The sequence below is a fragment of the Streptomyces sp. NPDC026673 genome (assembly GCF_040638135.1).
GTDB lineage: Bacteria > Actinomycetota > Actinomycetes > Streptomycetales > Streptomycetaceae > Actinacidiphila.
Window position 1 is genome coordinate 33,697 of the sequence record NZ_JBEZXR010000046.1, and the last position, 14,584, is coordinate 48,280.

General features: G+C 71.8%; 14 protein-coding genes. 11 read left to right on the forward strand and 3 right to left on the reverse strand.

Annotated elements, in window-relative coordinates; all coding sequences use genetic code 11:
- Window positions 1-269: 269 nt before the first annotated feature.
- Together AB0F62_RS27310 and eccE are read right to left on the reverse strand one after the other, a co-directional pair.
- The gene (locus AB0F62_RS27310) at window positions 270-1,115 is read right to left on the reverse strand and encodes a hypothetical protein (RefSeq protein WP_361804502.1); all 846 of its coding nucleotides are present in this window, start codon (window positions 1,113-1,115) and stop codon (window positions 270-272) included.
- Complete coding sequence (eccE, locus tag AB0F62_RS27315) at window positions 1,115-2,449, reverse strand: type VII secretion protein EccE (protein ID WP_361804505.1); 1,335 nt, start codon at window positions 2,447-2,449, stop codon at window positions 1,115-1,117. The genes AB0F62_RS27310 and eccE overlap by 1 nt, the downstream gene beginning before the upstream one ends.
- Before the next feature lie 266 nt (window positions 2,450-2,715).
- Between eccE and eccB the strand changes: the two genes are divergently transcribed.
- From eccB to AB0F62_RS27370, 11 genes are all read left to right on the forward strand, one after another.
- Window positions 2,716-4,248 (forward strand): type VII secretion protein EccB, encoded by a 1,533-nt coding sequence (gene eccB / locus AB0F62_RS27320; protein ID WP_361804508.1) that lies wholly within the window; start codon window positions 2,716-2,718, stop codon window positions 4,246-4,248.
- A gap of 228 nt (window positions 4,249-4,476) precedes the next feature.
- Window positions 4,477-4,803: a WXG100 family type VII secretion target gene (locus AB0F62_RS27325; protein WP_361804511.1), complete on the forward strand. Its 327-nt coding sequence runs from the start codon at window positions 4,477-4,479 to the stop codon at window positions 4,801-4,803.
- A gap of 74 nt (window positions 4,804-4,877) precedes the next feature.
- Window positions 4,878-5,168 carry a WXG100 family type VII secretion target gene (locus tag AB0F62_RS27330; RefSeq protein ID WP_361804514.1) on the forward strand — a complete coding sequence of 97 codons (291 nt, stop codon included), beginning with the start codon at window positions 4,878-4,880 and terminating at the stop codon, window positions 5,166-5,168.
- A gap of 130 nt (window positions 5,169-5,298) precedes the next feature.
- The gene (mycP, locus tag AB0F62_RS27335; protein ID WP_361804517.1) at window positions 5,299-6,555 is read left to right on the forward strand and encodes a type VII secretion-associated serine protease mycosin; all 1,257 of its coding nucleotides are present in this window, start codon (window positions 5,299-5,301) and stop codon (window positions 6,553-6,555) included.
- A 22-nt stretch (window positions 6,556-6,577) separates the two neighbouring features.
- On the forward strand, window positions 6,578-6,898 hold the full coding sequence (locus AB0F62_RS27340; protein WP_361804520.1) for a hypothetical protein: 321 nt from the start codon (window positions 6,578-6,580) through the stop codon (window positions 6,896-6,898).
- 85 nt (window positions 6,899-6,983) lie between these two features.
- Window positions 6,984-8,435, forward strand: a complete 1,452-nt coding sequence (locus AB0F62_RS27345) for a hypothetical protein (protein WP_361804523.1) — start codon at window positions 6,984-6,986, stop codon at window positions 8,433-8,435.
- Window positions 8,436-8,520: 85 nt separating this feature from the next.
- Complete coding sequence (locus AB0F62_RS27350) at window positions 8,521-9,882, forward strand: S8 family serine peptidase (protein ID WP_361804526.1); 1,362 nt, start codon at window positions 8,521-8,523, stop codon at window positions 9,880-9,882.
- A 207-nt stretch (window positions 9,883-10,089) separates the two neighbouring features.
- Window positions 10,090-10,815 (forward strand): hypothetical protein, encoded by a 726-nt coding sequence (locus AB0F62_RS27355; RefSeq protein WP_361804529.1) that lies wholly within the window; start codon window positions 10,090-10,092, stop codon window positions 10,813-10,815.
- A 32-nt stretch (window positions 10,816-10,847) separates the two neighbouring features.
- Entirely contained in the window at window positions 10,848-11,135 is a 288-nt protein-coding gene (locus AB0F62_RS27360; RefSeq protein ID WP_361804532.1) for a hypothetical protein, read from the forward strand.
- A gap of 49 nt (window positions 11,136-11,184) precedes the next feature.
- A complete protein-coding gene (locus tag AB0F62_RS27365; RefSeq protein WP_361804535.1) occupies window positions 11,185-12,435 on the forward strand; it encodes a putative T7SS-secreted protein in 1,251 nt (416 codons plus the stop codon).
- Window positions 12,436-12,438: 3 nt separating this feature from the next.
- Complete coding sequence (locus AB0F62_RS27370; RefSeq protein ID WP_361804538.1) at window positions 12,439-13,536, forward strand: hypothetical protein; 1,098 nt, start codon at window positions 12,439-12,441, stop codon at window positions 13,534-13,536.
- Between the two features lie 427 nt (window positions 13,537-13,963).
- Here AB0F62_RS27370 and AB0F62_RS27375 read toward each other — a convergent pair whose 3' ends face one another.
- Window positions 13,964-14,578: a hypothetical protein gene (locus AB0F62_RS27375; protein WP_361804541.1), complete on the reverse strand. Its 615-nt coding sequence runs from the start codon at window positions 14,576-14,578 to the stop codon at window positions 13,964-13,966.
- Window positions 14,579-14,584: the final 6 nt, after the last annotated feature.

Below are 14,584 nucleotides of genomic sequence, written 5' to 3' on the forward strand. Positions count from 1 at the left end.
CCCCAGTGCCCCATGCCCCGTGCCGCGGAGCGGAAACCGCCGGGGCCGAGACCGTACGGGAACGCGCGGCGGCCCAAGAGGCCGCGGGGGCAGGCGGGACGGTGTCGCGTGCCGATGGCTCTCGCCCGGCGGCGTCGCCGTCGGTCGCCGCGGTCCCCCGTGGCCCTTCGGGCCCGGGAGGTGCCCTCACGGCTGCGTTTTCCCTCTCCGCCTGGCCGGGCTCGGACCTCGACCCGCTCCTCGCCCCACCGCGCCTCTCCGCGCGGCCTCTAATCCACGCGCCGGGCCGGGCCGAGGAGGCCGGTCTCCGCTTCCGTCGGCTGTGTCATGACGAACTGGCGGTGCTTGCGCGTGCACCACAGCGTCACGTTGTCGCCGAGCGTCGGCAGCGCGGTCACGTCCGCCTCCGACAGCCCCATGACCTGGCCGATCACCTCGGCCTCCTGGGGCGAGACCCGCTGCAGCCCCACCACGTCGGCGCCGGCGAGCAACCGCGGGGCGGTGGGCCCGAGATAGGGGAGCAGCGTCATGACCGACTGCCAGGACTGCGCCGCCACCCGACTGCGCGGCGGACGCGCGCCGCAGTCGCGGACGACGACCACCGGGCTGTGTACCGACGGCCCCTGCGGGGCGATCCGCCCCACCTCGTGCACCGTCACGCACTGCTGGCCGCCGCCCGCGGCCTGTGCCATGGGTGCCCACGACTGGGGGCGGGCGGTCTCCACCGCGACCCGGGCACCGGTCGCGGCTGCGCGCAGCGACAGCACCTGCGCCAGCCACATGCTGCCGACCAGCACCACGTCCAGTCGGGCCGGACGGCTCAGCGCCAGTACGGCGGGCCCGCCGGCGGCGTCGATCCCGATGACGACGCCGTCGTCGCCGATCGGCAGGGACAGTCCGGCCAGTTGCCCGGGCGAGAGGGTGTGCCGGTCGCGGCGCGGGCCGAGCAGACCGAACGCGGCGCGCAGTGTGCGGCGCCCGGTGCCGCTGCCGGAACCGCCGCGCGGGTCCGCGCCGTGCGGCAGGTGCGAGGGGCGCGGCTCGGCGCCGCCGGGGAAGCCGGAGCCCGCGCCGGGGCGCTGTCCGCCGAAGGCGGGAGAGGTCGGAGCCGACATCAGCGGGTACCTCCCAGGGGGAGCGTGGCGAGGATGCCGGGCACCTGTTCGCGGTCCAGTCGTACCAGGCCCAGCCGGGACGCGGTCGCCTGGCGCTCCAACTGGCGCCGCGCCTCGACCAGTTCGTTCTCGCTGCGGCCGGTCAGCCGTACGTATCCGGACAGCAGCGAGGCCCGGCTGCCGCCCGGGGTGAGGACCATAGAGAAGGTGCTGGCCAGCGCGGGGGAGGAGGTCAGCAGGCCCACCAGGTCGGGCAGGGCCGCGGCGCCGCTCAATTGGGGCCAGCGGCTGACCCAGTATGTGGTGTGCCAGCGGTCGTCGCAGCGCCACGCCCGCGCACTCTCCGAGGTGCGGCGGGCCTGCCGGCTGCCGTCCAGGGCGGCGCCGCCCGTCGTCGCGAGGGGGTTCACACAACTGGACGTCGCCACCGCGGCGATGATCTCGGGCTCGGTCAGCACGCGTGCCTCGAGGCCGGTGCCCACCAGCCGGCTCGCCAGGTGGTCGGCGGCCCGCAGCAGGGCGCGCCTCGCACCGGCCATGCCGCCGCCGCGGGCCTTCACGGCCTCCGGGCACAGTTCGGGGTCGAGTTTCACGGCGATCCAGGTGAGCCGCAGCCCCGGCGTCCGGCTCTGCGCTTGCAGCGGCGCGTAGGAGCGGGCGGCCACCGCCTGCGGGGGCAGGTGTGGGGCGGGGGCGGGCTGTGTGTGCTGGACGACCTGGACCGAGGCCAGCCGGATGTCGTCCACCGTGAGCAGGCCGTCGAGCAGGTCCAGGGGGAGCGAGCGGACGCCGCGGGCCGGCCGGAGCGGCTCGTCCACCGCCTGCACCTGGACGACGGCCGTCAGAAAGGTGCCGTCGCCGACCATGCCGATCTCGCGCTGCCCGCGTTCGTCGGTGTACCCGTACGTGCGCAGCGCCGGGTCGCACTCCACCGCGGGCACAAAACCGGGGTCGGTGCCCTGCGGCACGGCGACGGCGTTGCGGCGCTGACGGGCCTTCAGGGCACGGGCGGTGCCCATCCACTCGGGCATCGGACGGCCGCGCCGCCGCAGCAGGCCGAACAGCACGAGCGGTACGGCGATGACCGCGGCCACGACGGGCCCGGCCACCTTGTGGACGAGCCAGCCGGCGAACAGCAGGGCCACGGCGAGCTCCATCAGCACGAGTTGCTGCACCCGCACCGGGCCTATGCTCCCGGGCCTGCGCGTCATCACCGGTGCCGCGGCCCCGGCCCGCGCCGAGGGGGAGCCGCCCTGCCCGCCTGGGGCCGGTCCGGAGTGTTGCTGCGATGGCTCGTTCCCGGGACTGCGCCGGGTCCTGGTCGCGCTGGTCATCCCCCGTACAACCCTTCTGCCTCTGCTGGTGCGTGCGCCGCGTGGGTGGCGTCCGTCGACCGCTTGAGCTCGCCGCGTCCACGCGCTCTGCCGCGGTGGGACGCCCCGGGCGCCGCTGGCGGGCCGATCGCGCCACCCCGTACCGTACGGTGCGATCGTCACACGGCATAGTAGGGGGCCCACCCGTCACAGCCGTCACCACGGCGGAAGGCATGGGCCGGGAATCGCCACAACAAAGCAGCGACACACGGGGAGTTGACGCAGGAATGGCGACACGCAGGGATGAGTTGAACGCCTATTCGTTCGCGCGAAGGCGCACGGTGGCCGCGTTTCTCCAGCCCTCCCCGCACGGTTCCGAGGAAGCCGCCCCGCGTCCGCTGAAGACCGTCGCCCCGAGTCTCGTCGTGGGCCTGCTGGTCGTCGTCGGCTTCGGTTTCTGGGGCATATTGAAGCCCTCCGCGCCCAAGGGCTGGGACACGCCCGCCCAGAAGGTCATCGTCGGCGACGAGTCCACCACCCGCTACGTCGTGCTGAAGACCAACGGCGAGCCGCAGTTGCACCCCGTGCTCAACCTCGCCTCCGCCCGGCTGCTGCTGGATCCGGAGAAGTTCGAGGTCATCAAGGTGAAGGAGTCGGTGCTCGACAACAGCGGCATGACGCTGGGAAGCACCATCGGCATCCCCTACGCCCCCGACCGGCTCCCCGGCGGGAGCGACGCGGGCAAGGCCAAGACCTGGGCGCTGTGCGAGACCACGGGCGGCGGGGCGGACCGGTCGGCGCAGCGCGCGGTCCTCGTGATCAACCAGCAGAAGCCCAAGGAGGCGGCGCTCGTCGGGGGCAGGAACCGGCTCCGCGACGACGAGGCCATGTACATCGAGGTGCCGGGCGGCGCGCAGTACCTGGTGACCGACAGGGGCTTCACCTATCTGCTCGGCGGCCCCGACTGGAAGCAGCACCGCGATCTGGTCAACACCCTGCGCCAGGTCATCTTCGGCGCCTCCGCGCAGCCGCAGAAGGTCGACTCCGACTTCCTGTCGACGCTCAACAACATGCCGGGCGCCGCCATCTCCTTCCCGCCGGTCGACGGCATGGGCGAGACGTCCACCGCGCCGGGCCTGGCCTCCGAGCACGCGAAGGTGGGCCTGGTGCTGAAGGCCAACGACGACCAGTACGTGGTGCAGCGGGACCGGGTCGTCCGCGTCACCGACTTCATGGCGAAGCTGCTGCTGAACAGCCCGCAGGCGAGGTCGCTCTACAGCGGATCACCGGAGGCCGTCTCCGTCAACGTGGGTGAAGTCACCTCGGCGCAGGCGAGCGAGACCTTCATGGACGAACTCGGCTGGCCCGAGAAGGCGGTGGAGCAGGCGAACACGCAGGACGAGAAGGACGGCCGCCGGGTCGCCTGCAGCGTGTACGCCGGCGTGGACGACAAGCTGACCGAGAAGCCGTCGATGACCATGTGGGCCGGGAAGAAGTTCCCCAGGGACGTGGCGCAGAGCGGTACGAACACCTACGTCTCGCCCGGTAGTGGCCTCTTCTACAAGGCGTACGACGGCACCGACAAGCGCATCGGGTCCATCTTCCTGGTCACCGACACCGGTCTGCGCTACTCGGTGCCGACGACCGGCGACAGCGACAGCGGCGGCGCCGCCAAGCAGGACGACGCGGTGGGCGTCGTGCAGACGAAGCTCGGATACGCGAAGAACGCCCCGGTGCCCGTGCCGCGGATCTGGTCGGATCTCCTCGCGAACGGACCGACGCTCGACGTCGACGCGGCAAAGCAGGCGCAGGGCTCCTGAACAGGCTTTCCGCGGGTATTCACGGGTGTTGATTGAGTATTTGACAATCCATTGGCGAAGCCATCAACACCCGTGGTGCCGTGAGGGTTTGGTGATGAAGGTCAGGATCCCGATACGGAACCGGGTATCTGTTCGCCTTGTCACCGCCATTGGCTAGAGTTGAAGACGTACGACATCTTCCGATGTACGTCGAATCCGATCTTCTACGTCTCATGGGGGACGCCACACATGGCTGGACAGCAGTTCACCATGACCGAGGAGGAGATGGTTGCGTTCAGCAACCGCATCTCCACGGTCAACTCCTCGATCCAGGGCGAGATCCGCCGCCTCCAGACCGTGATCGACACGATCACCTCGGGGTGGAAGGGTTCCGCCGCCACGGCGTACAACAACCTGCAGACACAGGTGAACCAGGACGCCAACAAGATCAACCAGATCCTGGGCGACATCAAGGAAGCCGTCGACGCGAGCACCAAGAACTACTCCGCCTCCGAGGAGGAGCAGCGCGCGTCCATCCAGAGCATCTCGGCCCAGGGCGGCAACCCGTTCGGATGACCGGTCCCGCGCGGTGCCCTGACGCCGCGTCCGCCGGATGACGCGTCCGAATCCAACATCTGAGGAGACATCACATGTCCGGGCAGATCCTGGTCAATTTCCAGACCATCTCCCAGGCCGCGAGCGACGTCCGTACGACGGCCAACAACATCAAGCGCCAGCTGGACGACCTCGAGGCCGGCGTGAAGAAGATCGCCGCCACCTGGGAGGGCTCCGCGCAGGAGGCCTACCGCGCCAAGCAGACCGAGTGGGACCAGCGCGCCGCGTCCATGCACCAGACGCTGGAGGCCATCGCCCGTGCCCTCGACACGGCCGCGCAGAACTACCAGGCCACCGAGAGCAAGAACCAGCAGATCTGGGGCTGATTGCGCGCCTGGCCGCGTAATACGTGATGAGGGCGGGCGTGTACGGGAGACGTACGTGCTCGCCCTCGTCGGCGGTTTGACCACGAACCGCACACAACGGGAGGACGGAACACCAGTGGGATCGCACGCCGTGAGGCGCACCGCCGCTCTCGCCGCAGCCGCGGCGTTCGCAGCCTTCGGCCTGCCGGCCTCCGGCACTGCCCCGGCGCCGGGCGGTGGCGACGTACGCACGGCCCCCGCCGACGACGGCGACAACGAGCGCTTCCAGATCGACGACACCCAGTGCTCGTTCCCGTCCGACGTGATCAAGGGCACGCCCTGGTCGCTGCAGCGCGTCGTCCTGGACCAGTTGTGGAAGGACACCCAGGGCCTCGGGGTGCTCGTCGCCGTCATCGACACCGGCGTGGACAAGAACAACAGGCAGCTCGCCACCGCCGTCAAGTTCCGCGCCGGCAAGGACCTGATCGAGTCGGACGACAAGAACGACGGCACCAAGGACCCGGTCGGCCACGGCACCAAGGTCGCCGGGATCATCGCCGCCCGGCCGTCCAAGGACACCGGCTTCGTCGGCATGGCCCCGCGCGCGTCGATCCTCGCCATCCGCCAGAACGACAACCAGGGCGGCGGCACGGTCAGGACCATGGTCGAGGCGATCAAGTACGCCGCGAACGCGGGGGCCAAGGTCATCAACATCTCGCAGGACACCGCCACGGCCATGCCGCCCGACTCGGCGCTGGAGCAGGCCGTCGAGTACGCCCAGGCGCGCGACGCCCTGATCGTCGCCTCCGCCGGCAACGACGGTGCGAGCGGGCAGGTCAAACCGACCTATCCCGCCTCCTACGACGGCGTCCTCGCCGTCGGCGCCTCCGACCGGGACAACGCCCGAGCCAACTTCTCCCAGCCCGGCTCCTTCGTCGGCATCGCCGCGCCAGGTGTCGACATGGTCTCCACCGTCCCGTACGGCGGCCACTGCATCGACCAGGGCACCAGCTTCTCCGCCCCGTACGTCTCCGGCGTCGCCGCCCTCATCCGGGCCAAGCACCCCGACTGGACCTACCGCCAGGTCATCACCCAGATCGAGCAGACCGCCGACCGCGCCAAGCCGGGCCGCGACGACTTCGTCGGCTGGGGCGTCATCGACCCCGTGGCCGCCGTCAACGACGACGCCACCACCCCGAAGGACGCCCCGACACCGGACCCGGTCGTCAACACCGGTGCCCGGGAGAAGATCGAGGCCGCGACCGTCATCCTCGGCGAGAGCCCCCAGGAACGCACGGAGCGCTACGCCGTCTACGCGGTGGGCGGCGCCGTCGGCGGCGTCGCGCTGCTGGTGGGCGGCGGCGTGGTGCTGGGCGACTGGCGTCGCAAGCGAGGGATCACCACATGAGTAGGAACGGGGAAGCGACACCATGAGTGACCAGTACAAGGTCGATCTGAGTGAGCTCGAGGACACGATCACCAAGCTCAACGGCGTCATCAGCCAGCTGGGTGTGGCGAACGTCTGCGCCAGGCACGACACCTATCTGCCGCCCGGCGCACTCGGCGCGGGATTCGAAGAGGCCGACAAACTGGCGCGTGCGCACGAGGACATGAAGACGCACATCGAGGCGGTCGTCGGCTATATCCACGACGTCATGAACGAGTTCGGCGGCAAGACGAAGAAGGTGCACGGCCACTATTCGGACGCCGAATACGACGCGCAGGGCGGCATGTCCGGCTCGGGTCAGTGAGCCGCACGCAGCATGAGCGCACCCGAGGACGCAGCAGTGAGGGCAGTGAGGAACGTCGTGCCGGTCGCCAAGGGGGTAACGAGCCATGACTGAGAAGCAGGGGACGTACTACGAGTACAACGCCCCGACGCAGTGCTACGTCGGCGAGCACAGCACGGACTTCGCCGGCACCAAGAACATGGACCAGATGAAGGGCATGCTCGCCAACGCCGACCACGTCGAGGTCGAGTCCTGCGCCAAGGGCTGGATGCAGGTGCACGACCAGCTCGTGGTGGGTTCGGGCAGCGCCAAGGCGGTGTTCGACGCGGCGGTCGAGCACATCACCCAGCACTGGGACGGCGCGGCGGCCGAGGGCTTCAAGGCCCAGGCCAAGATCATCACCAAGATGATCGGCGACTGCTCGACGTACGCCAGGTACACCTCCCAGGCGATGACCAACGCGGCGTCCGTCCTGAAGACGATCAAGCCGCAGGTCGACGCCATGGAGAAGCCCGGCGCGCTGTCCAGCCTGGGGAACGCCATCGGCGACGGGTTCGACCGCAGCGACGACCAGCTCCGCTCCGACCTCGGCGGCGGAATGGGCACGCAGTCAGCGCTCGACAAGAACCGCGACTCGCTGTCGGCGGGCAAGGAAGCACAGCTCGAGATGGCTGTGAAGATGGAGCAGTTGGGCGCGGGGTACAACGCGCAGTCGATGGCGATGGGGTCGTGGACGAAGAAGCCGACGCCCCGCGGCCGCGTCAACGACGGTGACGACTTCCCGGGCGAGCCGGGCGGTGTCGCCCCCGTTCCGGTGGTACTGCCTCCGGAGGTCACGCGTCCGAGCGGCGACACGGGGGGACGCACCCCCGGGCGTACCCCCACGGGCACGGTGACTCCCGTGAAGGAGGTGAAGCCGCCCCGGGAGAGCGGGATCACCGGTGGTGTGCAGAAGCCCCCGAGCGGCGGCAAGCCCCAGGTCGGCACGGCCATCGACGGTATCGGCGGAGGTACGGCCGGCATCGGCGGCGGCACCGCGGGCGTGGGTGGCGGCGTCGGTGGCGTGGGCGCAGGCGGCACCGCCGGTGGCGTCGGCGGTGCGGGTGCCGGCGTCCCGGGTGCCCTGGGCGGCCTCGGTGGACGTGGCGGCACGGCGGGCGGCGCAGGCGGCACCGCCGGCCGCGCCGGCACCGCGGGCCGTGGCGGAATGCCCGGCGCCGGTGGTATGGGCGCCGGTGCGGGCGGCAGGGGAGGCGTCGGTGCCGGTCGCGGGGGCAGCCTCGCCCGCCGCGGAGGCGGCGTCGTCGGTGCCGCCAAGGGCACCGGATCGGGCACGCGCGGTACGCCCGGTGGTTCGGGCCTCCACAGGAGCCGCGGCGCCGCGGGTGCCGGGTCCGGCAGCAACGTCGGCAAGGGCGCGAACCGCATGATGGGCCGCGGCCAGACCGACCGGACGGAAGAGGAGGAGCGGCGCGAGGGTGAGCGTCCCGACTACCTGGTCGAGGACGAGGAGACCTGGACGCCCGAGCGCAACAACGCTCCTCGGGTCATCGAGTAGTCAACCGGCCGACCGCAGGATGTAGAAAGGCTCGGAAGCACGGTCCGTGACCGTGCTTCCGACCTGCCCAGGAAAGGACGTACAGGTGGCTTTCACGCGCACGCTGCGGATCGCAGGGGGGCTGGTGCTGGCAGGCGCCGTGACCCTCACCTCGGCGCCGTCGGCGTCAGCGGACGACGTCAGGGACAAGCAGTGGCCTCTCGTGGCGTTCGACGCGGAAGCCATCTGGAAGATCACCCGTGGCAAGGGGGTGACCGTCGCCGTCATCGACAGCGGGGTCAACGCCGATCACGTGGACCTCAAGGGGAATGTGGTCCGGGGCAAGGACTTCATCGACGGCGGTTCCACCGACCCCGGTCCCGGTGAACCGCACGGCACGGAGATGGCCTCGGTCATCGCCGGGCACGGACACGGACCGGGATCGTCCGACGGCGTCATGGGGCTCGCCCCCGAAGCCAGGATTCTCGACATCCGCGACGACGGCCAGGACTCCGACGGTTTCGCCTCGTCGATCCGGTACGCGGTTGATCACGGAGCCTCCGTGATCAACATCTCCTCCGAGGGCTCGTCCACGCGTGACGCGGAAGCGGAAGCGATCGCCTATGCCCTGAAGAAGGACGTTCTGGTGGTCGCGGGCGCGGGTAACGACGGGACGGAAGTCGGTTATCCGGCCGGCTATCCGGGTGCGGTGGCCGTTGGTGGCGTGAAGAACGACACGCGCATCTGGGAGAACTCGAACCACGGACCGCAGGTGCTCCTCACGGCACCCGCGACCTACATCCTCGCCGCGGGGTCGAAATCCGACACCGCGTACCGCACGGGAACCGGCACGTCCGACGCCACGGCCTTCGTCGCCGCCGCGGCGGCCCTCCTGCGGGCCAAGTTCCCGGACCTGACCGCCGGGCAGATCGTCAACCGGCTGACCGAGTCCGCCGGCCTGCCCTCGTCGGAGAAGGGGCTCGCCCTCCCGGACGAGCACTACGGCTACGGCTTCATCCAGCCGCTGGCCGCCCTCACCCGCGACATCCCGGCCGGGTCCGAGTACGGGCCCCTCAAGGTGCCGGAGTCGCTGAAGACCGGGCAGAGCGGCGACGGCCAGGGCGCCACGGACAACCCGTCGGCCTCCGGGCCCCGCGTCACCGGTGGCACCGGCATGAGTGACGAGGAGCAGGCCGCCGCGGACCGCAAGCAGGTGATCGCCCTGAGCGTGATGGGCCTTGTTGGCCTCCTGGTGATCGCGCTCGTCGTCTTCGTGATCGTCAAGATCGCCCGCCGCAACAAGAACGACGACGGAGGCGGCCCGGGCGGGCCCGGGACGCCGGCCGGGTGGGGCGGCAACGGCCCGGCGCAGTACGGCGGGCCGCCGCATCAGCAGCAGTACCCGGCCCAGGGCGGCAACCCGTACCAGCAGCCGTCGCAGAGCCCGGGGCAGTGGTCGAACCAGTAGTCCGGGCCGCTTGACGGCGTCGCCACCGGACGGGGGGCCGTGTGTGACCGCGTTCCCCGCCCGGACCGGACGCGCGTTCCCGGTCCGTCGCCACCGTGCCGCGGGTCACGGTGCCGGTGGCTCCCACGCCGACGACCGGCGCGTACGGGTCCGCCCCGCGGGTGCCGGACGGCGGCGGCGGTGCCCTACCAACACACAGAGGCGGAGATGAACCCGACGAACCCCGGGAACCCCGGCAACCACCAGTACACCGTGCCCCCGAGGGCGGCCGCCCTCGACGGGGCGCCGTACTCCGTGTCCGTCAGCGCCCGCGGGCTCGCGGGATTCGAGCGGCGGGCGGCGGACGGCGCCCCCGCGGCGACCGTGGAGCGGACGGGGGAGGGCGGCGCTCAGGGCGGCGTCGTGGCGAACGTCCACGTCATTGCGGGGGCCGCGCGCGCCGCCGACGGGACCTGGCCGGGGTTCGCCCTCGTCGGTGCCGGGGACGGGACGACCCTGTGCACCGTGAACCCGGCCGGTCCGGCGGCGTACGAGGTGCGGGCCGCCGACGGGGCGCCGCTGGGGCGGCTGACCCGGCGGGCCGGGGGCTTCCTGCCGCCGCGCCGGGTGCGGTGGACCGCGGAGGCGGCGGCCGGTCAGAGGTGGACCGGTACAGTCGGCTCGCGCTCCGCCTGGACGGCGTACGTCCTGCTGTCGCCGCTCTGGTTCCCGCTGTGGCTGGTCCTGGTGGCGTACTCGTTCGTGGACGCCCTGCTGGACGGCACCCGCGCGGACTGGGCCGTCCGGCTCACCGGACCGGTCCGTACGCGCTGGCGCGCCGCGGGGGGCGGTGGCGGACTCGGCTTCAAGGGCCCGCGCTACCGCATCGAACCCGACCGCATCGACCACCGTCTGGCCCTGGCCCAGGCGGTACTGCACGCCTCGGACCACTGAGGGTCCGGGAGCACCGGACGACGGGGAGAGAGATGTCCGACTTCAGGATCGACGTCGATCGCATGCGGGACCTGGTCACCAAGCTCGACCAGGCCGACGACCGCATGCGCGGCGTGTGCGAGCGCCTCAGGAAGGTCGGTCCCAACGGCCTCGGCACCGGGGACCTGGACGACGCCTGCGACGAGTTCCAGTCGCAGTGGGGCGACGGCATCAAGCGGATCGCCGACGCCTCCAAGACGATGCACGAGAAGCTCGCGCTGACGCTCGAGGCGTACACCGCCAACGAGGACGAGACGAAGAAGGTCTTCGACGGCAAGTAGCCGTCACGCGTTCCGCGCGGACGGGGAGAACGGGGAGAACGGGGAAGAGATGGGATCCGACGCGAACTGGCCGGGGCTGGGCTTCGATCCCGCCAGGGGCGACCTGCACACGGTCCGGTCGCTGGCGTACGACGTGAAGTCGGTCGGCGACGAACTGGACGACCTGCACCGCCTGCTGACCGACATCGGCAAGACCGACGGGGTGTGGGAGGGCCAGGCGGCGCAGGGCTTCTCGCAGAAGCTCGGCGAACTGCCCACGTACCTGCGGCAGGGCACCGAGTCGATGCGCGACTGTGCCAAGGCGCTCAACACCTGGCACACCCAGCTCACCGAGTTCCAGCAGCGGGCCAAGGCCCTGGAGTCGGACGCGGTCGAGGCGCGGGCCCGGGTGGCGGAGAAGACCGCGGCCAACGACCGGGTCAACGAGAGGATCAACCAGATCAACTTCTCGGGGCGGCTGCTCACCGAGGCCGAGGCCTCGCAGCTGCGCGAGGAGAGCAACTCGGCGGTGAGCGCCGCCAATGCGGCGGTCGACGCGCTCGACAAGATCATCGACCAGGCGGAGAAGCTCCAGGCGAACTGGAAGGACCGCGCGGGCGAGGCGGAACGGGCGATCCTGCGGGCATCGGAGAACCACCCGCCGGACCTCCACTGGTGGGACCGCGCCCTGGACGGACTGAAGGGCGCCTGGCGGGACTTCAAGGACTGGCTGGTGGAGAACGCCGACTTGCTCTCCACCATCTCCAGCGCACTCGCCGCCGCCGCACTCGCCATGCAGTTCATCCCGGTCATCGGCCAGGCGGCCGGCGCGATACTCGGCACCGCCTCGGTGATCTGCGCGGCCGGTGCCCTGGCCGGCCACTGGATGGGCAACGCCCGCGGCAACGGCACGCCCGCGTGGAAGATCGGGCTCGACGTACTGGGTGTCATGCCCGGCGTCGGCGCGGGGGTCAAGGGCTTCCTGTCCGTCGGCAAGGCGGCGAAGGCCGCCGCGGGGACCGGCCGGCTGGCCCGGATGGTGGAGGGCGGCATGGAGGGGCTGAACAACCCCCTCAGCATGAAGATGGCGAACAAGGTCGCGGGGATGTTCGGCAAGGAGATCAACACCGTGGGCACCCAGCTCGTCATGAAGACGGGCTCCGCGCTGCACGGCGCCTACAAGTGGGCGACCGGAGACGACGAGGGGCAGGCCCCCGCCGCGGCTCCGCAGACCCCCACCACGCCGACGGCGCGGACCGACGTCACGATCCAGCCCTACCCGGCGACCTCCGGCCCCTTCCACAGCGCACTGGCGGCGTGATCCATGACCGACCTCGCACCCGCGCACGACGGCGGAAGGCTGCACGTCGGCTGGTTCATGCCGCCCTTCTTCCACGAGCTGCCCGTCGACACCGACGACCCGGACGAGGGCGCGCGCCGCCTCGTCGCCACGGCCAAGGAGGTCCTCGCGAATGGCAGCGAGGACGAGCAGCTGCGCATGGCGCTCCTGTACGCGAGCATCATGGGCGACCTGCGCGACGCAGGTGCCTGCTACGCCGGCTTCTGCGTCCTGGACATGGACGGCCGCAACAGCACGGCCACCGTCGCGGTCTACCGCACCCCGCTGCCGGAGGAGACGACCGCCGACGACGCCGTGACGGAGATGCTCGCCGCCTTCCGGGGCGCCTACCCCGCCGACGACATCCAGGTCAGCGAACTGCCCTGCGGCCGCCCGGGTGTGGTGCGGATCGGTTCCGCGCCCTTCGAGCTGCCCGCCGAACTGTCGCCGACGGGCGAGGCCGTGACGGTGGACCGGGGCCTCATCCAGGTGTATGTCCCGCTGCCCAACGACACCGAGATGGTGGCCTTCGAGCTGAGCACCCCGTCCATGGAGGACTGGGACCTGTACTCGGAGCTCTTCGCCGAGATCGTGCGCGGCCTGGACTGGGGCACCGAGGAGGAAGTGGCGCTCGCCGCCGCCCTCGAGCAGGTCCCGCCGCAGCAGCAGTCCGCGCCGGACCCCGAGGTGGTGCAGGGCCTCTACGACCGCTCCAGCCGGATCCTGGACGCGCTCGCCGTGCGCGGGCGCATGGACCTGGGGAACGAGCTGACGGCGGTCACCTGTGACGACTGCTGGGGCAGGGGACTGCGCTCCTCCTGCTCGGCCCGGCACCGCTGGCGGATCGACGAGGTGGAGGAGGCGCTGCTGGCGCCGGCCGTCGCGCGGTTGCGGGTGCGGGTGGCGCAGGACGGCTGGACCGTCGCCGACGCGGCCGCGCTGCGGCTGACCGCGGGCGAACCGGGCCAGGGGGCGCATCGGTTGACGGTGACGGCCGTCGCCGAGGAACGCCGCATCACCGTCGAGGTGATCGCCCCCTGCCACCGCACGGTCCGGGCGCCCTCCGGCTCGGCTTTCGGCTGACCCCGTTCGGCTGACCCCGGGCGGCGGGCCGCCGAGCGCTCGGTGCAGCGCCGTGGACCTGCCCGCCCGGGCCCGCCGAACGGGTCAGGCCCCGTACAGCCGAGGACGTTCCGGGCCGCATGGCGGGCCGAGGCGATCGTCAGCGCACGGAACGCCCCCCGCTGCGACCCCTCGGCGTCATCGCGGGAGTGCGCGTATCCGACGGTGACCCAGGCGACCGCGTCACCGTCGCCGTCGGTCGGGCAGGGCACGAACAGGGCGCCGCCCCGTTCGCCGACGTATCCCCGGGCGCCGCCCGAGGTCATCGCGGACCGTCCGTCCGCCGCGGCCTGCCTCGCGATGGTGCCCGGGTGAACGTCCCGCCCGCCCGCGCGACGTGCCGTCCCCGAGCCACCGGGTCCGCACGGTCCGCCGTCGGCGAGTCGCCTCACCCCACCCGGGCGCCGGCCGCGCGGGCGCGTTCGGCCGCCTCCGCGCTGACGCCCTGCCTGCGGGCCGCCATGCGGTCGTCCACGGCCTCGCGCTGGGCGCAGCGGATCAGGCGGGCCGGCCCGGGTGCGGCGACGACGCCGATGAACCGGGGGTCGCCGGCGAACCAGACCTCGGTCACGCCGCCCGCCTTCACCCGGCGGACCCAGAAGGTGCGGCCGCCGCCCAGATACCCGCCGTGGCGGAGCCCGACGGTCTTCCCGGGGTGTTCCGGATCGGGGAGGACGAAGCGCGTCCCGCCGCCCTTCACCGGCTCCGCCGCACCGCCGGGGTGCACCTGCCACGGGTAGTGCCGCAGCACGCGGCGCAGCCCGAGCAGCGGCAGGACGCCGCCGGCGGCGAGCATGGCCTGGTACAGGACGACGAAGAACACCGGCATCCAGACCACCAGGGTCCAGACCGGGGTGAGCAGGACGGCGTACAGCCAGGCGGGCAGCGCGGCGAGCCACACCAGCAGCGCGGCGCACCGGAACAGCGCCGTGCGCATCCAGGCCGCGCGTGTCGGCGGGTGCTCCCAGGCGGTCTTGAACTGTGCGGCGTCGGTTGCCTGCATCGGTGG